The following is a 21,190-nucleotide window of genomic DNA, read 5'->3' as shown; positions in this document are numbered from 1 at the left end:
AGAGGTTCTATTGATCGCGTTGTTTCGCGCCCGGGGGCTAGCGCGCGGTTGCTCCCTGCTTGTGATCGCGGCGGTGGCGAGCTGCTGTGCGCACCCGGGGGCGACGGGCCCTTCCATACCGCCGCCACCCAATGTGAACCTCGCGCCGGACCTGGCTCGCGCGGTCACCGTGGACGCGATGATGGGGCACCTGAAACAGCTGCAGCAGGCGGCGGATGCGAACGGCGGGAACCGTGCCGAAGGCACGCCGGGTTATGACGCGAGCGCCGACTACGTCATAAAGGCTTTGAAGGATCGTGGTTTCGAGGTCCAGGCTCCAGAGCTGTCCCGGCTCAAGGTGCTGACGGAGGGCAAGCCGCTTGTTGCCGTAGGTGGCCGTCCCTACGCCGTGGATCAGGCCTCGTACTTCGCTCAGACCCCCAAGGATGGGCTCAAGGCAAGCATCATTCGCCCGTCGGGCAAGGCCAGCGGTTGTGCCGCCGCCGATTACGGCAGCCTCAACGTCACCGGGCAGATCGCAGTGGTGGACGGCACCGGATGCTCGGTGGTCGAGAAGCACAATGTCGCCAAGGAGAAGGGCGCCGCCGCGGTACTGGTGGCGATGCAGGCCGGTGGCGGTGAGGGCCTGTTCACCCCCAATTACTATGAGCAGCTATCGATTCCGGTTGGAATCATCGATTCGGGAGTCGATACCACGCTGCGCCGCAATTCGGCGCCGGTAACGCTGGTGCTCGATATGAATGTCATGAAGGTGCGCTCACGCACCATCATTGCCCAGACGACTACGGGCGATTCGGCGAATGTGGTGTTGGCCGGAGCTCACCTCGACAGCGTGTCGAAAGGGCCCGGCATCAACGACAACGGCACCGGCGTGGCGGCGGTCTTGGAGACCGCGTTGCAGCTCGGACCCAACCCGGCGGTCAATAATGCCGTCAGGTTCGCATTCTGGGCCGCCGAGGAAGATGGGCTCGCGGGGTCACTGGAGTACACCAAGGGTCGGAACACCGAGGAGCTCAACGACATCGCGCTGTACCTCAACTTCGACATGCTCGGGTCGCCCAACGCCGGGTACTTCGTGCTGGACGGCGACCAGTCGGCCAGCAAGCCTGACCCGAACCGCCCCCCACTCGACATACCCGAGGGGTCGGCGGGGATCGAGCGAACCTTCGCTGGATACCTCAACCTCGCGGGCAAGCGTCCGGCCGCTCTGGAGTTCAACGGCAGGTCCGATTACGGGCCGTTTCTGTCGGCGGGTATCCCGGTCGGCGGTATCAGCTCGGGCGCGTTGGAGAAGATGAGCGGACCCGAGGCCAAGAATTGGCAGGGTCGGGCCGGTCAGCCTTTCGATCCGAACTACCACGGCCCCAAGGACACCCTCGCGAACGTCGGGAAGGATTCGCTGGCGATCAACGGATCGGCGGTTGCCTTCGCGGTTGGTACCTACGCACTGTCCACCATCGGACCCAACGGGGTGCCGGAGCGCAAGGTTCGACGCCACTCGCCGGGAGCGAAGTAAGGCGCTACTTCCAGGCGAAGACCGGCTGTTCGAGCTCGTCGACGCGGTCGTCGCGGCCCTCCAGACACAGCCACCGCACCTGCAGCAAGACGGCGCCCGTCGGGGCGTGGATGAGGTCATTGCCTAGCGGGATTTGCACCACCGGGCGCGGGCTCTCCGGGATCTCGATGTACCGCGGTGAATTCTCGCGTTGTAGCTGATGCAGCCCCACCCGGTAGGCGGCCACCACCTCGTCGGGGGAGGGGCGCAGCTCAAGGCGGCCACCGCCCCACACCACCACCGGAGTGATCACATACCCCGACCGTGTCGGGTAGTCGTCCATGAGTCCGAGCACGGCCGAATCGGGAAGCGCCACACCCAGCTCTTCGTCGAGCTCACGCAACGCGGCCTGGACGGCATTCTCGCCCGGGTCCAGTCGTCCACCGGGGAGCGCCCATTGCGCGGCATGAGAGTTGAGGCGGGATGTTCTGCGGCACAACAGAAACGCGGCACCCCCCGACACGTCAACCATCCGGCCGTCCAGCCCGTGCAGAAGCGCCTCGCGACCGTCGATCCAATCGTCCACCGGCGCGGGGTCCACCCGGTCTTCCCCGAGGTCGGAGTCAACCAGCACCACGGCCACCGCTGCGCGGCGCTTTTCGGGGTCCTCGACGGTCCGACGCTGATGGCCAGCGAGATGTTCGTGAATCCGGTCCCGCAACTCTTCGTCGTACGCGATCACTCCTCGACCATAGGCCGACGCCGAACTTGGAATCGACGTGGCTCTATACCTGGGCTTACGGCGCCAGGGTTGTTCTGATGCGGATATGAGCGACGACCGCACCGGACGCATCTATCGGGATGCGGGCATCACCGTTGAAAAGCTCGGTGAACATATAGGTGCCCGTATTGAGGGCATTGAGCTCGGCGGCGACGTCCCCGCCGAACGTGTGGAGGCCCTGCGCGTCGCATTGGCCATCAACAAGGTGGTGGTGATTCCCGCGCAGCAGCATCTCGACGATGACCGGCAGTATGCCTTCGCCAAGCTGCTGGGGGATCCCACGCTTCCGCATCCGACGGTCACCTCGCGCGGCACCGAGTTGTTGAATCTCGAAGGGGCGGCGAACGGCTGGCACAGCGACGTCACCTTTGTGGATCGCATCCCCAAGGTGTCGATCTTGCGTGCGGTGACGCTGCCGTCCTACGGCGGCGCGACGACATGGGCATCGACCGTCGCCGCCTATGCGCAATTGCCGTCGCCGCTGCGGGCTCTGACGGAGAACCTGTGGGCGACGCACACCAACCTCTACGACTACGCCGTGGGCGGTACCGAGGTCGAGGCATCGGGTGGGGTCAGCGCCGCGCGGCGGGCCGAGTATTACAGCGAGTTCACCCACGCGGAGTACGAGACGCTGCATCCGGTGGTGCGGGTGCACCCGGAAACCGGTGAACGCAGCCTGCTGCTGGGGCAGTTCGTCAAGAGCTTCCGTGGGCTGAGCGGCGCCGAGTTCGCGGCGTTGTATCAGCTACTGCAGGCGCGTATCACCAAGCTGGAGAACACCTTCCGGTGGAATTGGCGGTTGGGTGACGTCGCCATCTGGGATAATAGGGCCACCCAGCATTACGGGATCGCTGATTTCGGTGCGCAGCAGCGTGAGTTGCATCGAGTCACGCTGGCCGGTGACGTACCGGTGGATGTTCACGGCCAACAGAGCCAGGTTCTCAAGGGCGACGCCACCCACTACTCGGTGATCGAGGAGCCGCGGCGGTTGGAGCTGTTCGCGGCCTGATTCAGCGCGACTGGGGGGACGGCGGGCCCGGATTGGCGCCGGCCTGATCGCGCCGTCGGGCGGCCATCCCGGATAGCGCCTCGAACACCACGCGGTGTGCGGCGTTCACGGTGAGCTCGGCATGGTCATAGGCCGGCGCCACTTCCACCACGTCCACCGCGGCGACATCGTGCTCGTAACAGAGTTGGCGCACCATCCGCAGCAGGTCGGCGCTGGTGAGACCGCCGGGTTCGGGGGTGCCGGTGCCGGGGGCATGCGCCGGGTCGAGCACGTCGATATCCACGGAGAGATACAGCTTGTCGGCCTTGCTGAGGGCTTGGCCGACGGCGTCGACCATCACCTCCTTGAAGCCGCGGTCCCAGATCTCCTGCATGGTGTGCCAGACCATGCCCTGTTCCTTCATCCACTCGAAGGTGTCCTGCGGCGGCCAATATCCGCGCAGCCCTACCTGGATGAAATGGGTGCCAGGCACCGCGCCGGACTCGATGAGCCGCCGCATGGGAGTGCCGTGGCTCGCGAGGTTTCCCTCGATTTCGTCGGCGGTGTCGGCGTGCGCGTCGAAGTGCACGATGCCCACGTTGCCGTAGCCGTGCACGTCGGCCACCGCGGTGGCCGACGGCCAGGTGATCGAGTGATCCCCGCCCAACACCACCGGCACGATGCCGCGCGAGGCGATGGCATGCACGCGCTCGCGGATGTTGGCGTGCGATACCTCGGTTTGGCCGTGCGGGCAGTACGCATCACCGAAATCGACGACCTCAAGCCAGTCGAAGATCTCCAGCCCCAAATCCAGGTGATAGGTGCCTGGTTCGTATGCGGTGGAGCGGATCGCGCGCGGACCGAACCGTGCGCCCGGCCGGTTGGTTGTTCCGATATCGAAGGGGGCGCCGACGATCGCCACATCCGGCTGCCACTTCTCCAGCTGCTCGACGTCGGTGAGGAAGGGCCGCTGCCCGAAGGACACCATGCCGGAGTAAGGGATGTCGAGCTGCTCGTGCATGCCCGGGGTGAGTTCTCTTTCGGGCGATGAGCCGCTTGCGCGAAGAGCATCAGACTCCGGATTGCCGTGCGAATGGCCCATCTTGCGATCCTAAATCTATGGCAGCGCTATGTATTTCGTTTCGAGGTATTCCTCGATGCCCTCACTACCGGCTTCCCGGCCAATACCTGATTCTTTGATGCCGCCGAACGGCGCCGCCACATCGGAGATGACGCCGCGGTTGACGCCGATCATTCCCGATTCGACAGCCTCCGAAACGCGCAGCGCGCGATCCAGATTGGCGGTGTACACGTAGGCGGCCAAGCCGTATTCGGTGTCGTTGGCGGCGGCAACTCCGGCCTCTTCGCCATCGAATCCGGTGATGGCGGCGACGGGGCCGAACACCTCTTCGCGGAGAATCCTTGCGTCCGAGGGCACATCGGTGAGCACCGTCGGGGGATAGAAGTAGCCTTCACCATCGGAGATGGCGCCGCCCGTGGTGATAACGGCGCCCTTGCTGACCGCGTCCTGCACCAATTCGTCGACGGAGGCGCGCTGCTTGGCGGTGATGAGCGGGCCCACTTGGACACCGCTTTCGTCCCCGGGGCCGATGGTGAGTGCACCCATGCGGGCGGTGAGTTTCTCGGTGAATTCGGCGCGCACCGCGTTGTCGACGTGAAAGCGGTTGGCCGCGGTGCAGGCCTCGCCGATGTTGCGCATCTTGGCGGCCATCGCGCCGTCGACGGCGGCATCCACGTCGGCATCGTCGAAGACCACGAAGGGTGCGTTGCCGCCGAGTTCCATCGAGGAGCGCAATACTCTTGTCGCGCACTGGGACAACAGAACTTTCCCGATGGCCGTGGAGCCGGTGAAGGTCAGCTTGCGCAACCGCGGATCGTCGATCAACGGACCGGTGAGTCCCGAAGCACTCGTGGTGGGAAGGATCGATAGCACGCCGGGAGGCAGCCCGGCATCGGCGAATACCTGGCCCAGTAGCAGCATGGTTAGCGGTGTCTCGGCGGCTGGTTTGACGATCATGGTGCATCCGGCGGCGAACGCGGGGCCGATTTTGCGGGTGCCCATCGCCAGCGGGAAGTTCCAGGGAGTGATGGCCAGCGCCGGCCCGATCGGCTGTTTGGTTACCAAAATCCGGCCGGAACCCGTCGGCGACGAGGTGTACCGGCCGTTGATGCGCACCGCCTCTTCGGAGAACCACCGCAGGAACTCGCCGCCATAGGCGACCTCGCCCTGGCTCTCCGCCAGTGGCTTACCCATTTCCAGGGTCATCGCCAGGGCGAATTCGTCGCGCCGCGACATCACCAATTCCCAGGCCCGGCGCAGGATTTCGGCGCGTTCGCGTGGTGCGGTCGCCGCCCAGGCGGGTTGCGCGGCCACGGCCTCGTCGAGGGCGGTGGCGCCGTCGGCCGTTGAGGCGTCGGCGACGGTGGTCAGCACGGCGCCCGTGGCGGGGTTATGCACGGGGAAGCGTGCGCCCGTCGACGACGGCACTTGCTTGCCCCCGATCCACAGCTCGGTGGGCACCGAGTCGATCAACGTGGTGTGGTCGGTCACTGGTGACTCGCCTTCTCGCGAATGATGTCGGCGAGGACGGTAATGCCCTCGTCCAGTAGATCGTCCCCGATCACCAGTGGGGGCAGCAAGCGGATCACGTTGCCGAAGGTGCCGCAGGTGAGGATCAGGACACCCTGGGACAGCGCCTCGGCGGCAATGGCTTTGGTCAATGCGGGGTCAGGTGCTCCGGGGTTGCCGGTACCGGGCTTGACGATTTCGATGGCCAGCATGGCGCCACGGCCGCGTACTTCGCCGATGACGCGCACATCCTCGGCCAGTGCGCGCAGTCGCGGCACCACCGAGGTTTCGATGGCCCGTGCACGCGCCGGGAGGTCGAGGTCGCGCATGGCACCCAGTGCCGCGATGGCGGCGGCGCAGGCCACCGGGTTGCCGCCGTAGGTTCCGCCGAGTCCACCGGTGTACACCGTGTCCATGAGATCGGCGCGCCCGGTGACGGCGGCCAGCGGCATGCCGCCGGCGATGCCCTTGGCCATGGTGACGATGTCCGGGACGATGCCGTCGTGTTCGGAGGCGAACCAGACACCGGTGCGCGCGAAACCGGTCTGCACCTCGTCGGCGATGAAGACGACGCCGTTGTCGCGTGCCCAGCCGGTGAGCGTGGAAAGGAATCCGGGCGCAGGCACGATGAATCCGCCCTCACCTTGGACGGGTTCGATGATGATGGCGGCCAGCGATTGTGCGCCGATCTGGGTTTCGATGCGGGAGATGGCGCGCCGCGCGGCTTCCTCGCCCGTCAGGCCCGCCTCGTCACGCAGCGGGTACGACGCCGGCATCCGGTAGACCTCGGGTGCGAAGGGCCCGAACTGCGATTTGTAGGGCATGGACTTGGCCGTCAACGCCATCGTCAGGTTGGTGCGGCCGTGATAGGCGTGGTCGAAGGCGACGACCGCCGACCTACCGGTGACCAGCCGCGCCACCTTGATGGCGTTCTCCACGGCCTCGGCGCCCGAGTTGAACAGCGCGGTGCGCTTCTCGTGCTCGCCCGGAGTCAGGTCGTTGAGGAGCTCGGCCACCCGCACATAGCCCTCGTATGGCGTCACCATGAAACAGGTATGGGTGAAATGCGATGCCTGATCGGCGATTGCGGCTGAGACTGCCGGGTGCGAGGCGCCCACGGAGGTGACCGCAATACCGGAGCCCAGGTCGATAAAGGAGTTGCCGTCGGCATCGATGATCACGCCGCCATCGGCGTCGACGGCATAGACGGGTGCGGTGGAACCGACGCCCGCGGCCACCGCGGCGCGGCGGCGCTCGGCGAGGGCACTGGATCGCGGCCCGGGCAGTGGGGTCACGATGTTGCGCTTCTGGGCGAGGCGATAGGTGATGTCGGGCATGGCTCTCCCTCTCGTCGATCCGGCGATTTCAGTCTGCTACCGGTGGGCCATGGAGGGTATGGACAGTTTGTCGATCACCAGCCCTTGGATACACCGTTTTGGCGTGTCGGTCCTCTGCGTTTGGGGCGGGGGCGTGCCGTGGGCATGGATGGTCTCATTCCGGTAGCGGGGCGCTGTCCCGGGTCAGCGTGCGTCCCAGGAAGAAGTCGGGGTTCCGCACGCGCATGATCACCATGAGAATCGCACCGACGAACAGGACGCCGAAGCCCAGATAGAACACGAGGCCGATGCCGCCGATCGAAGCACCGCTGCCGGTCTTCTCGGGATCCATGCTCTCGCGCACCGAGATCACGAACACCGCCGCCAGCATGAGCCCGCCCAGCAGCGGAAAGAGGAACTTGTACACGGCGTTGTGGACGTTCTGGAACAGCTCCCGACGGAAAAACCACACGCAGGCGAACGCCGTGATGCCGTAGTACCAGCAGATCATGATGCCAAGGGCAGCAATGGTGTCCAGCAAGGTCTTGTCGGACAGCAGGCTGACGACGGTGTAGAAGACTGCGGTGACTACGCCCGCCACCACCGTGCTGAATGTTGGCGTGAGGAACCGTGGGCTGACACTGGCGAACCGCTTCGGAAAGGCGCCGTAGCTCCCCATGGCGAGCATGGTGCGCGCGGCAGGCAGCGAGGTGGTCTGCAGGCTCGCTACCGCCGAGGCGAAGATCGCCAACAGTAGCAGCGGGCCGAACCAGCTGCCCAGTACCGGGTTGGCAAGGGAGCCAAAGATGTTGTCCTTGTTCTCCTCGTTGGCCAGTCCCAAATCCGTGTGGCCGACGCCGGCGAACATCATGACCGCGACTGCCACCAGCAGGTAGGTCAGCAGGATCGACAGCACACACAGCACGCCGGCCCGGCCGGGCACCTTTGTCGGGTCCTTGCATTCCTCGCCCAGCGTCAGGCAGGTGTCCCAACCCCAGAACGCGAAGATCGACCCGATGAGCCCAATGACGAAGGCGCTCAGGGTCAGTCCGTTCAGTGGGTTGAACCAATCGAAGTCGAAATCGAGATGCCCGGTGGCGCCGGGCGCTTTCACGATGGCGACGATCGCGAAGAGCACCAGCACGATCATCTGGAATCCGACGAGAATGTATTGCACCCGTTCGCTTGTGGTGATGCCACGGCTGGAGATGTAAGTCGCGATGGCCAACAATGCGACGGTCGAGATGATGTTGACGGCCTTATTGTTGGACAGCTCGCCGAGTGTTTGGCTGTGGAAGATGGCGCCGAGGAACTGGTACCCGTACTGCACTCCGATAGATGCCAGATTGGACAACACGATGATGGTGGCGATCACCATGCCCCAGCCGCACATCCAGCCGACGTAGGGGCCGAATGCCTTGGTGGACCAGGTGAATGAGGCGCCGCAGTCTGGTGCGCGCGAGTTCAGCTCACGGTAGGCGTAGGCGGTGAGGAACATCGGGATGAATCCGGCGATCAGAATCGCCGGCATCTTGAGGCCGACCGCGGCGACGATGAGACCGATGCTTGCGGTGAGCGTGTATCCCGGCGCCACCGTGGAGATGCCGAGAATGGCTCCGGTGAAGGTACCGATCCGACCGGCCGCCAAGCCTTTTGAGACCAGGCCTTCGGACTGCTCCACCCGTTGCAGCTCGGTACGCGCGACGTCCTCAGTCATCGCCGCCCTCTTCGTGGCCTGTTTCCCTGGGGATCATGACCATCGGGACCTGGAGCACCCGCAGCATTTTTGCGGCCGTCGACCCGAGGAAGAGTCGCCGGGGCTGGGCTAGCCGACTGGAACCGACCATGATGATATCGCCCTCGCGCCAGTCGAGCTTGTTTACTGCGGCCTCCACTGTGGGCCCCTCGGCGACGAGCGAGGTTACCGGGAAGTCTTTCGGCAGTGCAAGTTTGGCGATATCAAGGGACTGTTGCGCATGTATGGTGGCGCGTTCCCGGGCCGACTGATCATCGTCGCCGCCGGGAATCGGATCAAAGGACACCAGTGACACCAGGCGCAGCGGCGTGCCGGCACGCTGGCAGGTATCCAATGCAGCGTCCAGCAGCACGCGAGCACCCGGCCGGGTTCCCATGGCGCAGGTGACCTCACGAATGCGCAGATTCTTCTGATAGCGCGCACCGCGGGGCGAGATGACCAGCGGTATCGGGGAGGAGTGCACGAGTTCGTTGACCACCGACCCGAGCGACAGACTGCCGACCAGCCCGCCGCCGGAACCTCCCACCACGAGCGCCTCGGCTCCTAGGGTCTCGCACTGCGCGATAACCCCTTCGGCGATCGACTCGTGGAAACTGATGTGTGTCTGGACCGTCAGATCATCGGGAATGGTGGCAGCGGCATGCGTCAGCCAGTGAGTGGCATTCTCGGACAGGATGTCCTGACGCTCTTGCTGCGGCAGCGGGGCGAGGATCGGTCGGTCCTGGGGAAGCACCATGCACAGATCGAGTTGCGCGCCCAGCGAGCGGGCGAGTTGCGCGCCCACCGCCAGAGCGTCATCGCCGCCCGGAGTGGCCAGGTATGCAACGGCTATCCGCATGGTGGCCTTCTTGGCGGCACTGTTCATGGTTAGGCCTCCTGATGTCCGGACGTGTGACAGCTCTTTGGCGGCGTGGGTGCGACATCTATCGAGGGGTTGCGGTCGAAGAACCCGACCGGTTTGAGCCAGAAGTTCACGGTGTCCACGGGCATGATCGGCCAGTCCTCGGGCCGGGTGATGTGGTGAATACCGAACACGTACCACAGCACCACATCGGTGTTCTCGATGGCGCGGTTGGCTTCCGTCCAGGCGGGCAGGCCGTGATCATCCTTGCTCTGAGTGACGAATTCTCCGGCAGGCCAGCGCTCCTCGGGCGAGTTGGGAGTCACCCAGAGGGTGTGCTCGATTGCGCGGCAGCGCGCCAGCACCGGTGAGGACGGATGGAACATGGACGGAATAGCCGCCCCGGGCACCAGCTTGTAGGCCGGCGCGGTGCCGATTCCGTTGCGGGTGTTGTCGTTGACGACCTTCCAGGCGCGTTGGGTTTCCCAGCAGAAGTCTTGCTTTCCTTCCGACTCGGTGCGCAGTGGAGTGTTCCGCTGCCGGAGCGACAGCCCGTACGGATTGTCGGGGCCAATCGGCTCGATCTCGGTTTCGGTAGCGTAGACGGTGTTTTGGGAGCCGTCGATGTCCAGGTCTAGTCGTGCGACAAGGAAATGCTGGTGATACGGCGCGTACGTCCGATTGTCGACGAGCGTTCCATGCGGATGCGCGGCACCCTCTGGGAAGTTGCTCACCACCATGATTCCCGTTGCACGGACCTCACATTCGATGTTTCCGTCCTGGTAGAAGCGCCAGTAGGTGAGGTACTCATAGTTGGCAACGGTGACGTGGAAGGAGACGGTGAGCCGACGCATGCGACGCACCTCCGCGCCATGGTCGTGGTCGACGTGCTTCCAGAGCACGGCGTTGTCCTCTTCGTGGATGCAGATCGCGTTCTTGATGGTGTACGGCTCGCCCTTGCTGTTATGCAGCACGGCGTCTAGGTATCGGATCTCTCCGAGGCAGTCGCAGCCCAGCTCCAGTGAGGTTGTCATGAAGCCGATGCCCCACTCGCCGATGTCGAATGCCGTTCGGCGATAGTGGTCTTCGCAGTGATCGCGGTAGGGGACCATCATCTCCGCGAAGGACATCCGGTTGGCGACCGACCGCACCTGGCCGTTGTCGTTGTAGGTCACCGCATGCAGCGTCATGCCCTCGCGGTAGTTGAAGCCGACCCGTAGTGACCAGTTCTGCCATTGGAGTTTGTTGCCCTCGATGGTGAAGGATGGCCCGTCGGGCTGGGTGATGTTGAGCGGTTGCAGCGGCTCGCGGGTGCTCTGCCGACGGAGGCGTTCCGGGATGTGGCGGGGCACGTATTCGCCCATCATCTCGGGCCGCTCCACGGTGAACGTGTCCTCGATCTCGAGTAGTTCCATCGAGTTCATATCGATGATGCAGTGAAACCCATTGACGGGGCCCGCATACGGGTTGGCGCCCGCGGTGGAACGCACCCAGGTGTCCGACCATCCGAGGCGCCGGCCCTTGTACTTCTCGGGCATGACCGCATCGCCGTACGTCCAGGTATCCATGAACACCAGGTCCATGTTGGTGATGCCGCGTGCGGCCAAGGCGGCGATCACATCGGGATGCCGGCGCAGTGCCGTGTCGGCTTCTTCCCATTCGTCGACAGTGAAGTTGGGTTGCACGCCCGGGATGTGGTCCCACGACAGCACCTGGTCGGAGGTCAGCGAGACGACCGCCTTGTAGGTCGCATTCTGCGTGGTGTCCAGACATGTGGCAAGCACCCGACGGTCGGGTTGCACGCCGTCGTTGTCGAATGCGGCGATCTGGGCCTTGGAGGGCTCGGACAGCTCGATGGAGGTGTAACGCCAGCCCGTACCGACGCCTTGGGCCTGCGCCAGAACCTTTGTAGTCGTAGTGAATTCGTCCGCCGTCAGGGGGTCGAGGGGGTGGAATGTGCTTGTCGGAGTCGGATGTCCTTCGGGCGAGACGCTCATCACGAGTGCGCGCTCATCACGTGCTTAATCCGGGTGTAATCCTCCACCCCGTAGGCGGAGAGGTCCTTGCCGTAGCCGGAGTATTTGAACCCGCCGTGCGGCATCTCGGCGACCAGAGGGATATGACAGTTGATCCATACGCAGCCGAAATCCAGTTCGCGGGAGAACTGTTCGGCGATGGCATGGTCCTTGGTCCACACGCTGGAAGCCAGCGCATAACGCACCCCGTTGGCCAAGCGGACGGCTTCATCGGCCTCGGTGAAGGACTGCACCGTCAGGATCGGCCCAAAGGTCTCTTCCTGCACAATCGGATCATCCTGTCGGACGCCGGTGACAATCGTCGGCTCGATGAAGTAACCCTTGTCACCCCAACGTTTTCCGCCGGTTATCACGGTGGCGTGCGGTGGCAAGTTATCCAGTTTCTTGGTGACCGCGGTGAAGTGGTTCACGTTGTTCATCGGCCCGTAGAAGGTGTCGGGGGCGTCGGGCAGGCCGGGGCGCAGAGCTTGTGCCGCCGAATTGAGGGCGTTCACGAAATCGTCGTGAATCGACTCGTGCACGATGACCCGGGTGGCCGCCGTGCAGTCCTGGCCCGCGTTGAAGAAGGCGGCCTGCGCGATACCGATGGCGGCCTTCTCAATATCGACGTCGCCGAACACCACTGCCGGTGCCTTGCCGCCGAGTTCGAGATGGCTGCGCTTGAGTTGTTCGGCCGCTGAGGCGGCGACGGCGATGCCAGCACGTACCGAACCCGTGATCGAAACTAGGCCGATGGCAGGATGACTCACCAACTCTGAACCGGTGGCCGCCGTGCCCAGCACGACGTTGAAGACGCCGTCGGGCAGGATGCCTTTCGTCAATCGGGCGAGCACAAGAGTGCTTTCGGGCGTGGTATCACTGGGTTTGAGGACGATGGTGTTGCCGGCCGCCAATGCCGGCCCGATCTTCCAGATCGCCATCATGAACGGGTAGTTCCACGGGGTCACCTGGCCGACCACCCCGATGGGCTCACGGCGGACATAGGAGGTGAACCCCTCCATGTATTCGCCCGCCGATTTACCTTCGACGAGGCGCGCGGCACCTGCGAAGAATCGAACCTGATCCGCGCTTACCGCCACCTCTTCGACGGCGATGACGGCCTTGGGTTGACCCGTGTTGCGGCTCTGAGCCTCCACGATCTCATCCGAATGCGCCTCGATGGCATCGGCGAGTTTGAGCAGCGCCTGCTGGCGAACGCTGGGCGTGGTTCTGCCCCAGGCCACGAAGGCTCGTTCGGCGGCGGCGACCGCGGCGTTCACATCATGGGCGTTGGAGACTGGGGCGCGGCCCACCACCGATTCATCGACCGGGCTGATCAGGTCGATAGTCTCCGAGGATGAGGAATCGATGAACTGGCCGTCGATGTAGTTCTGAAGTACTGCGTCCGGCATATGGCACCGTCCATCCGTCGAGGGAATCCGTTGAGCACCTAGAGCTGGGCACTTGAGCGCCCAGAAAATCAGTGTGCGCTAGGACACGTACATGATCATCCGACAATTTCGGGAATCTTCGCGGTGTTTTTCGCCATTCTGTACAGTCCCGTGAGATGACTGTTCCGGTGCGCTGGGTGTTGGACCAGCCGGATCTGAAACTGACCTTAAAGGGCGGTGCGGCAGGACTGGGGCGTGAGATCAATCTGGCCCTCACCACCGAACTCGCCGACCCTGCGCAATGGTTATCCGGCGGAGAGTTGGTGCTCACCACCGGAATTGGGTTACCCGCGAGTGTCCGGGGGCGGCAGAACTACCTGCGTGTGCTCGACGAAAATGGCGTTGCCGCACTGGGGTTCGGCACCGGACTGACTTTTGACGAGGTGCCGCCGGAGTTGATAGCGGTCGCCGACGAGCTCGGCATGCCGCTGCTGGAGGTGCCTCTGCGCGCCCCGTTCGCCGCCGTGGTCAAGGCAGTGAGCAGCCGGATCGCCGAACTGGAGTACGACGCGGTCCTGCGTGCCTCCCGGGCCCAGCCCAGAATCACCCGGGCGATCGTCAACGGTGGTGTGCAGGCGGTTACCGCCGAATTGGGACGGTCACTGCGCGCGAGTGTGGTGGTTCTGGACTCCGGCGGCACGGTCGTCGCGAGTCATCCGCGCAATCTGGATGTTGCGACGGTAAATCTGGTGCGGGGCGCGTTGAGTCCGGGCGCATCGGCGGGCGTACAACTGCTGGAGCCGGGAGTCGCTGTTTCGCTACAGACCATCGGTGTGGGCGGGACGTCGTACGGCGTGTTGGCTGTCGTCAGTAAGGCCCCGTTGACCTTTGTAGACCAGGTCCTCCTGGGTCACGCAAATTCCTTGTTGGCCTTGGACTTCGACAAGCCGTCACGGCTGCAGGAAGCGCAGCGCCAGTTGAATGGGCAGGCGCTGGGGCTGCTACTCGGCGACGAACGGAACTTGGATTCGGTGTGGGCACAGCTCGGCCAGGCCGCCGACGGGCGCGGGAAGATTCGGGTGCTCGCGGTGGACATGGATCTCGCATCGGGATCTGCGGCGACGTTGCGGCGGGTGCAGGCCGTCCTCACCGGGGCCATGGAGTCTGCTGGGTACGCGGTCTTCGCGCACATCGCCGAGTGTCAGCTGACGGTGGTGCTGCGGGGGTCGGAGACGGCCGACTCTGCCCGGCAGCTGTTCGCCGAGGTCGACGGGCGTACCCGCAAGGCCCTGCGGGTCGGGTTGAGCGGAGCCCACCCGGTGGGGCGGCTCGTCGACGCGGCGCAGAACGCGAAGCTCGCCGCGTCGGTCGCTGAACGCGGCGGCACACCACTGGAGTTCACCTCACTCGCGGGCAGCGCACTGCTGTCCTTCGGTGCCAGCCGCGAGGTGTTGGTCGCCGTCGCCAACGCGACGTTGGCCCCCGTCGCGGAGCACGACGCGAGTCATGGCACGGATCTGATGGCGTCCCTGCGGGCCTATCTGGAGGCCAACGGTCATTGGGAATCGGCGGCGACCGCTGTGGGTGTGCACCGCCATACGCTGCGGAAACGTATAGAAACCACACAGTCGCTGTTGGCCTGCGACCTTGATATCGCACGCGTGCGTGCCGAGCTGTTGTTGGCAATGCTGGCGGGTACGCCCACCGTCGGGAACTGATCAGCTCTGCCAATTCACGTCACACCGGCCCACAGTGGTGCTACGTTATTTAGAACAGGTTCCAGTTTCGGGGTTATTTATGCAGGTGAAAAGATCGTGAGCGCCATGGTTGAAGCCTTACCGGTGCGGCCCGCCGCCATGCCGTCGACCAGGCGCCAGCACGAGCAGTACAAGCGCATGCTCGATGCGGCCGAAGAACTCGCGATGACGCGCGAGCTCGATCATGTCCAGATGCACGACGTCGCCAAGCACGCCAACGTTGCCATCGGCACGTTGTACCGGTACTTCCCGACAAAGCGTCATCTGTTCGTCTCCGCCCTCGTTCGGGAGTCGGAACGACTTGTCGGCCGTATCCCGCCGCTTCCCGAGGGGGAGCGGGCGCCCGCGGATTGGGTGGCCGAGGCGTTGGTGCGCGCACTACGTGGGCTGACGCGTCGCCGCATGCTGGCGATCGCGATGATTCGGTCCTCGAACTCGGCCTCGCTGGCCGAGGTCCCCGACCTGATGCAGATCGAGAAGCGATTCCACGAGCTCATCTCGGAGGTTGCCGGTCTCACCGATCCGACCGACGAGGATGAGGCCGTCATCAGGCTATTGGTGCACCAGTGGTTCGGCTGCCTGCAGGTGTGCCTCAACGGTGGTCTCACCGTGGCGCAGGCTGAGGCCGACCTGCGCCGGGCATCGCGGCTGTTGACGAGCGATTGGGGCTCGACGCGCCATTCGTCAGCGGCTGACTGACCGCGCCGTCGCTGCGGTGACAAGCTTGTCCGGGTTGGCGACGGCGTAGAAGCGGGTGATCTTGCCGCCGTCGATTTCGATGGTGATGACGACCTCTAGCGTGTCGCCGAAATACACCGCGATGGCCGGCGCGGCATTGGCGATGATCACCTCGGTCCGCCTGTCCGCCATGCCCTTTCGGAATGGTCCGGCGAAGATGCGGGCGAGTTTCCCGGCCCCGGTGAGCGGGCGGCGCGCGGCACCGACCCGTCCGTTGCCGTCGGCGATCCAGGTGGCATCCGGAGCCAGTAGCGCCATGAGCCCTTTGACATCTCCGGTCTCGGTGGCCGCGAGGAACTGCTCAGCGATCCTCGTGCTTTCTTTGGCGTCGACGGGTTCGAACCGCTTGCGCCGCGCCTGCACGTGCTCGCGCGCCCGGTGCGCCACTTGACGCACTGCGGTAGTGGATTTGCTTACCGCCCCGGCGATTTCGTCGTAGTCGAACCCGAATACCTCCCGCAGTACAAACACCGCACGCTCGTCCGGTGTCAGCGTTTCGAGCAGCACCAGCATGGCCATTGACACGGACTCGGCGAGGACGACGTCGGTAGAGCCGTCGCGATTGTCGATGAGTAGCGGTTCGGGTAACCAGGGGCCAATGTAGTCCTCACGCCGACGGGCACTGGCGCGCAGTGCTTTCAGTGCCTGACGCGTCACCAGCTGCGCCAAATATGACTTGGTGTCCCGCACCGTCGTCAGATCGACTTGTGCCCACCGCAGGTAGCCGTCCTGCAGTACGTCATCGGATTCTGTTGCCGAGCCCAGGATTTCGTAGGCGATCGTGAACAGTAGCGGTCGCAGCAGGGTGAATCGCTCCGCGTGCTCGTCGGGCATTGTCACGAGGTCGTGGCCTCCTCCGGCTGGGCCTGTGCGGACCAGGCATCGCCCTTGCGCCAGATGGTTGCGCCGGGCTTGTTGCCCTCGCGGCGCAGGCCCCACGGTATGCCCTTGAGTACGAATTCCTTGAACGAGGCTGTCAGCCGGCCGCGGGTGTGGAAGCCGACCGCACTGTCATCCTTTCGGGTGAACTGCAGGACCGCGCCACGTCGACCCAGGCTTAAGCATTGTCCGACATACGCGAGACGGAATGCGGTGGGCGCGGTACCCACGAGACGGCTCAGCACCGTGTCGGCGACTCCGGCCCCTGTGGTATTCGCGGTGTAGCAGCTCATGCGTGTCGGCACGCTCGACGTGGTCACGGCATCACCGGCGCCGAAGATTCGGTCGTCGTCAATGCTGGTCAGGGTTTCATCGGTGCGCAGCCGCCCATTGGCATCGGTACGCAGCCCACTGCGAGCAGCGAGTCCCGGTACCCCGAACCCGCCTGCCCAGATGGTGATCGCGCTGGGCAGCACCGCACCGTCGGTCAGCACCACAGCGTCGGGTCGCACCCCCGCGACCACCGCCATCTCCAGCACCTCGACATGATGGCGGGCGAACCATTTCGCGATCGACCGCCGCGCGGGCGCCCCGAACGTGGGCGCCAAACGTCGCCCACACACCAGCGTGACGCGTCGGCCACGTTCGGCCAGTTCGGAGGCCATCTCGATCCCGGTCAGGCCGGCACCAACTACGGTGATCGGCGCCTCAGGATCGGAGTTTTCAAGGGCCAGGCGTAGGCGTTGTGCCGACTCGAATTCCGAAAGAAAGTAGGCGAATTCGGCGGCGCCGGATACGTCGGCCGGTACCGAATCTGTGCTGCCGACCGCATAGACGAGGTAGTCGTAGTCCAGGATGTCTCCGGACTCCATCCGGACTATCCGTGCCGGCGCGTCGATGCGAGCGGCGGCGTCGACGACGAGACGCAGCCTGTCTCCGAGCACCGTGTTGTACTCAGCGGTGGCGACGCCGGTTCCGGCCGCGAGCTGGTGCAGCCGCAGGCGATGGACGAACTCCTCGCGCGGGTTGACGAGGGTGATGTCGATGTCGGGGTTCTGCTGTAGTCGGTTGGCCGCCATGGTTCCGGCATAACCACCGCCGAGAACGACAACGTGCGGACGCTGGTCAGTCATTTCGGGCTCCATTCGCTCGGGGTTTGATGCCCTTGAGATCCCGCCGACGCCGCATCTGTGACATCAGATCGCGAATTGTGGCGCACGTCACATATTCGGCTAGTTCCTTAACGCTGCTAACGCCGCATCAATGGCGGCTCTAGGTACATCGATTGTCTTGGACCCCAGGTCATGTCGCGCACCAGTGATCTCCACGATGGTCGTCCCGCCCGGGATTAGCGTCGACGCCTCTTTGATCTCTGTGATGGTGCCGAATGCATCCGAGGTGCCGTGGGTAAAGACCGTTGGAACCTGGATGCCCGGTAGATGTTCGGTGCGCAGCCGGTCGGGCTTGCCCGGCGGATGCAGCGGGTAGGAAAACAGCGTGAGGACGTCGACGATCGGCCCCTTTTCCGCGACGAGCATCGAGGTCTGCCGCCCGCCGTACGAATGACCACCCGCCAATAGCGGACCGTCCACCATGGTCCGGGCCTGATTGATCACCTCGGCGATGCCGGCTCGGTCCTTGTCGGCCGACGAGGCCGACGGCGGGCCGCTGGGCCGGTTACGCCGGAACGGCATATCGAAACGTATCGCCAACCAACCACGTTCGGCCCACGCCGTGCACAGCAGGCGCAGCATGGGGGAGTGACAGCTGCCGCCGGCGCCGTGGGTGAGCACGACGGCACCGCGTGGGTGCCCATCGGGGTGGTGGGCTATCCCGGCGATATCCGGAAGCTCCTCGGTGCTTGATCCTCTTCGCGCACGCGGCTCATCGGTGCTTGATCCGCTTCGCGCACGCGGCTCATCGGTGCTCACTCGTACAACCTAAACAACGCCGATACCGGACCATGTCCATGGCCCAGTGGATAGGCGGCCTTGAGGCATTCAGTAATCCACAGCTTTCCGAAGGTGACCGCCTCGGTGACGGAGAGTCCGTGTGCCAAGGCGCAACTGATGGATGCCGCGAGTGTGTCTCCGGCGCCGTGATCGTGTCCGGTGTGCACGCGTTCGACGGGGAAGTAGTGAAACTCGGTGCCGTCGAAGAGCAGGTCGGTGCTGGTGTCACTGGAACGCAGGTGCCCGCCCTTCACCAGGGCCCATTGCGGGCCGAGGGCGTGCAGCTTGCGCGCCGCTTCGCGTTGCGACTCCTCGTCGACAACGTCGATGTCCACCAGCAGTCGCACCTCGTCCAGATTGGGTGTCACCAACGTAGCCAAGGGAAACAGTTGGGTGCGTAGGGCATCTAGCGCACTCGGGTGCAGCAGCGGGTCGCCGTGCATGGACGCACACACGGGGTCTACGACCAACGGGACACTCGGAGCTACGTTCCGCCAACATTCACTGATGGCCTCGATGATCGGAGCTGACGCCAGCATCCCTGTCTTGGCGGCCTGGATGCCGATATCGGTGATCACCACCTCCATCTGTGCCGCCACGACGTGCGGAGGGATTTCGTGAAAACCCTTGACGCCCAATGAATTCTGCACGGTCACTGCCGTGACCGCCACGCAACCATGCACGCCGAGCAGTGCCATGGTGCGCATATCGGCCTGAATACCCGCCCCGCCGCCAGAGTCTGATCCGGCGATGGTCATTGCCCGCACCGGGGTGGTACCCGGCTCCGGGATGGGGAGGAAGGTGCCCTCGCGTCGAGTGTGCGCACCAGTGCTCACACTCGGCGGAATTGCCGCACTGGCGCTCACACTCGGCGAAGGCTCATTCATGAGATCGGCAGGTACACCCGATTACCGTGCTCGGCGAACTCGGCGGACTTCTCCTCCATACCGCGCGCCAGCATCGCGTCGATGTCCTCCTGCGTCTCCAGCCCGTTAGCGGCGGCGAACTCCCTGATGTCGGCGGTGATCCGCATGGAGCAGAACTTCGGGCCGCACATCGAGCAGAAGTGCGCCGTCTTGGCAGGCTCGGCGGGCAGGGTTTCATCGTGGAACTCACGTGCGGTGTCCGGGTCCAGTGACAGGTTGAACTGGTCGTCCCATCGGAACTCGAAGCGCGCCTTTGACAATGCGTTATCGCGTAGCTGGGCGCGAGGATGCCCCTTGGCCAGATCGGCCGCATGCGCCGCGATCTTGTAGGCGATCACGCCGTCCTTGACGTCCTTGCGGTCCGGCAGCCCAAGGTGCTCCTTGGGGGTGACGTAGCACAGCATCGCGGTGCCGGCCTGCGCGATGATCGCCGCGCCGATAGCCGAGGTGATGTGGTCATACGCCGGGGCAATATCGGTGGCCAGTGGTCCGAGGGTATAGAACGGAGCCTCCTCGCAGAGCTCTTCCTCGAGCTTCACGTTCTCGACGATCTTGTGCATCGGCACGTGACCAGGGCCTTCGATCATCACCTGCACGCCATGGGATTTCGCGATCTTCGTCAGCTCGCCCAGAGTGCGCAGCTCCGCGAACTGCGCCTCGTCATTAGCGTCGGCAATCGACCCGGGACGCAGGCCGTCACCCAGGGAGAAGGTGACGTCGTAACGCGCGAGGATCTCGCACAGCTCCTCGAAGTGGGTGTACAGGAATGACTCCCGGTGATGCGCCAGGCACCATGCCGCCATGATCGAGCCACCGCGCGACACAATGCCGGTGACCCGCTTGGCGGTTAACGGCACGTAGCGCAGCAGCACGCCGGCATGCACCGTCATGTAGTCGACACCCTGCTCGGCCTGCTCAATTACGGTGTCCCGGTACAGCTCCCACGTCAGTGCGGCCGGGTCGCCATTGGTCTTCTCCAGCGCCTGGTAGATCGGTACGGTGCCGACGGGGACGGGGGAGTTGCGCAGGATCCACTCGCGGGTCTGGTGGATATCCTTACCGGTGGACAGGTCCATGATGTTGTCGGCACCCCAGCGGATGGCCCACACCATCTTTTCGACTTCCTCGGCGATTGAGGAGGTGACGGCCGAATTGCCAATATTCGCATTGATTTTCACGCCGAAGGCCTTGCCGATGATCATCGGCTCGCTCTCCGGGTGCTTGTGATTGGCGGGGATCACCGCGCGGCCCAGCGCGACTTCGGTACGCACCAGTTCGGCGGGCACACCCTCGCGGACGGCGATGAACTCCATCTCCGCGGTGATCTCGCCGTTGCGTGCACGCTGCAGCTGCGTGCCACGGTCGGTGATGATTCCCGGGCGGTGGGGGAGCCCCTTCTGCAGATCGATGACGGCATGGGTATCGGTGTACGGACCGGAGGTGTCGTACAGGTCGAGGTGCTCGCCGTTGGTGAGGTTGACCCGGCGCTGCGGAACGCGCAGGCCGTTGGGTAGCTCGTGGTAGATCTTCTCGCTGCCCTGGATGGGGCCGGTGGTGACGGTCTCCGGGGCCTGAGAACGGAGCGATTGAGTCGACATTTGTTTCTTCCTCCCTACGCCGGCATTACCCGGTCAGGTTCGTACGGTCGACGGCCCTAGCCGTCCTCTCAGCGCGCTGGTGTGCGCTCCCGCGTGTGTTTTTTGGGCTTGAGCCCGCCATGGAGGCGGACCAGTGGCCACGCTACCCCGGCCCGCCGTGCCGAGTG

At 64.5% G+C, this 21,190-nt stretch carries 17 protein-coding genes and 1 riboswitch; of the genes, 4 read left to right on the top strand and 13 right to left on the bottom strand.

Going from position 1 to position 21,190, the window contains the following annotated elements; all coding sequences use genetic code 11:
* Nucleotides 1-13 precede the first annotated feature (13 nt).
* Complete coding sequence (locus tag FZI91_RS06065) at nt 14-1,516, top strand: M28 family metallopeptidase (RefSeq protein WP_162525411.1); 1,503 nt, start codon at nt 14-16, stop codon at nt 1,514-1,516.
* A 4-nt stretch (nt 1,517-1,520) separates the two neighbouring features.
* On the opposite strand, the gene FZI91_RS06060 is transcribed toward FZI91_RS06065, so the two are convergent.
* Nucleotides 1,521-2,237, bottom strand: a complete 717-nt coding sequence (locus FZI91_RS06060; RefSeq protein WP_309224029.1) for a CoA pyrophosphatase — start codon at nt 2,235-2,237, stop codon at nt 1,521-1,523.
* Nucleotides 2,238-2,322: 85 nt separating this feature from the next.
* On the opposite strand from FZI91_RS06060, the gene FZI91_RS06055 reads away from it, so the two are divergent.
* Entirely contained in the window at nt 2,323-3,285 is a 963-nt protein-coding gene (locus tag FZI91_RS06055) for a TauD/TfdA family dioxygenase (RefSeq protein ID WP_155937973.1), read from the top strand.
* 1 nt (nt 3,286) lies between these two features.
* On the opposite strand, the gene speB is transcribed toward FZI91_RS06055, so the two are convergent.
* The 7 genes from speB to FZI91_RS06020 form a co-directional block, all read right to left on the bottom strand.
* Nucleotides 3,287-4,285, bottom strand: coding sequence for an agmatinase (speB, locus tag FZI91_RS06050; RefSeq protein WP_155938525.1), 999 nt, complete (start codon nt 4,283-4,285; stop codon nt 3,287-3,289).
* 96 nt (nt 4,286-4,381) lie between these two features.
* Nucleotides 4,382-5,836, bottom strand: a complete 1,455-nt coding sequence (locus tag FZI91_RS06045; protein WP_162525381.1) for an NAD-dependent succinate-semialdehyde dehydrogenase — start codon at nt 5,834-5,836, stop codon at nt 4,382-4,384.
* Nucleotides 5,833-7,191, bottom strand: coding sequence for a 4-aminobutyrate--2-oxoglutarate transaminase (gene gabT / locus FZI91_RS06040; RefSeq protein WP_155937972.1), 1,359 nt, complete (start codon nt 7,189-7,191; stop codon nt 5,833-5,835). The genes FZI91_RS06045 and gabT overlap by 4 nt, the downstream gene beginning before the upstream one ends.
* A 154-nt stretch (nt 7,192-7,345) precedes the next feature.
* Complete coding sequence (locus FZI91_RS06035; RefSeq protein WP_155937971.1) at nt 7,346-8,887, bottom strand: APC family permease; 1,542 nt, start codon at nt 8,885-8,887, stop codon at nt 7,346-7,348.
* Nucleotides 8,880-9,791 (bottom strand): universal stress protein, encoded by a 912-nt coding sequence (locus FZI91_RS06030; RefSeq protein ID WP_155937970.1) that lies wholly within the window; start codon nt 9,789-9,791, stop codon nt 8,880-8,882. Before FZI91_RS06030 ends, FZI91_RS06035 begins: the two co-directional genes overlap by 8 nt.
* Before the next feature lie 2 nt (nt 9,792-9,793).
* Nucleotides 9,794-11,764, bottom strand: a complete 1,971-nt coding sequence (locus FZI91_RS06025; protein WP_155937969.1) for a primary-amine oxidase — start codon at nt 11,762-11,764, stop codon at nt 9,794-9,796.
* Nucleotides 11,764-13,194, bottom strand: coding sequence for an aminobutyraldehyde dehydrogenase (locus FZI91_RS06020; RefSeq protein ID WP_155937968.1), 1,431 nt, complete (start codon nt 13,192-13,194; stop codon nt 11,764-11,766). Before FZI91_RS06020 ends, FZI91_RS06025 begins: the two co-directional genes overlap by 1 nt.
* A gap of 167 nt (nt 13,195-13,361) precedes the next feature.
* On the opposite strand from FZI91_RS06020, the gene FZI91_RS06015 reads away from it, so the two are divergent.
* The gene (locus tag FZI91_RS06015; protein ID WP_162525410.1) at nt 13,362-14,891 is read left to right on the top strand and encodes a PucR family transcriptional regulator; all 1,530 of its coding nucleotides are present in this window, start codon (nt 13,362-13,364) and stop codon (nt 14,889-14,891) included.
* Nucleotides 14,892-14,996: 105 nt separating this feature from the next.
* Complete coding sequence (locus FZI91_RS06010; RefSeq protein WP_155938523.1) at nt 14,997-15,629, top strand: TetR family transcriptional regulator; 633 nt, start codon at nt 14,997-14,999, stop codon at nt 15,627-15,629.
* On the opposite strand, the gene FZI91_RS06005 is transcribed toward FZI91_RS06010, so the two are convergent.
* From FZI91_RS06005 to thiC, 5 genes are all read right to left on the bottom strand, one after another.
* Nucleotides 15,615-16,508, bottom strand: a complete 894-nt coding sequence (locus FZI91_RS06005) for an RNA polymerase sigma-70 factor (protein ID WP_162525380.1) — start codon at nt 16,506-16,508, stop codon at nt 15,615-15,617. The genes FZI91_RS06010 and FZI91_RS06005 overlap by 15 nt on opposite strands.
* Nucleotides 16,505-17,680, bottom strand: a complete 1,176-nt coding sequence (locus FZI91_RS06000) for an NAD(P)/FAD-dependent oxidoreductase (protein ID WP_155937966.1) — start codon at nt 17,678-17,680, stop codon at nt 16,505-16,507. Before FZI91_RS06000 ends, FZI91_RS06005 begins: the two co-directional genes overlap by 4 nt.
* Before the next feature lie 99 nt (nt 17,681-17,779).
* Nucleotides 17,780-18,388 (bottom strand): alpha/beta family hydrolase, encoded by a 609-nt coding sequence (locus FZI91_RS05995; RefSeq protein ID WP_162525409.1) that lies wholly within the window; start codon nt 18,386-18,388, stop codon nt 17,780-17,782.
* Between the two features lie 86 nt (nt 18,389-18,474).
* Complete coding sequence (gene thiD / locus FZI91_RS05990) at nt 18,475-19,257, bottom strand: bifunctional hydroxymethylpyrimidine kinase/phosphomethylpyrimidine kinase (protein ID WP_155938520.1); 783 nt, start codon at nt 19,255-19,257, stop codon at nt 18,475-18,477.
* A 125-nt stretch (nt 19,258-19,382) separates the two neighbouring features.
* Nucleotides 19,383-21,023: a phosphomethylpyrimidine synthase ThiC gene (gene thiC / locus FZI91_RS05985; protein ID WP_155937965.1), complete on the bottom strand. Its 1,641-nt coding sequence runs from the start codon at nt 21,021-21,023 to the stop codon at nt 19,383-19,385.
* Nucleotides 21,018-21,126: riboswitch (TPP riboswitch) on the bottom strand. It overlaps the preceding gene by 6 nt.
* Between the last annotated feature and the right edge of the window lie 64 nt (nt 21,127-21,190).

The organism is Mycobacteroides sp. CBMA 271 (assembly GCF_009729205.1).
In the GTDB taxonomy this organism is placed as follows: domain Bacteria; phylum Actinomycetota; class Actinomycetes; order Mycobacteriales; family Mycobacteriaceae; genus Mycobacterium.
Note: the sequence above shows the minus strand (reverse complement) of the source record. Positions and strands in the feature narration are given on the sequence as shown.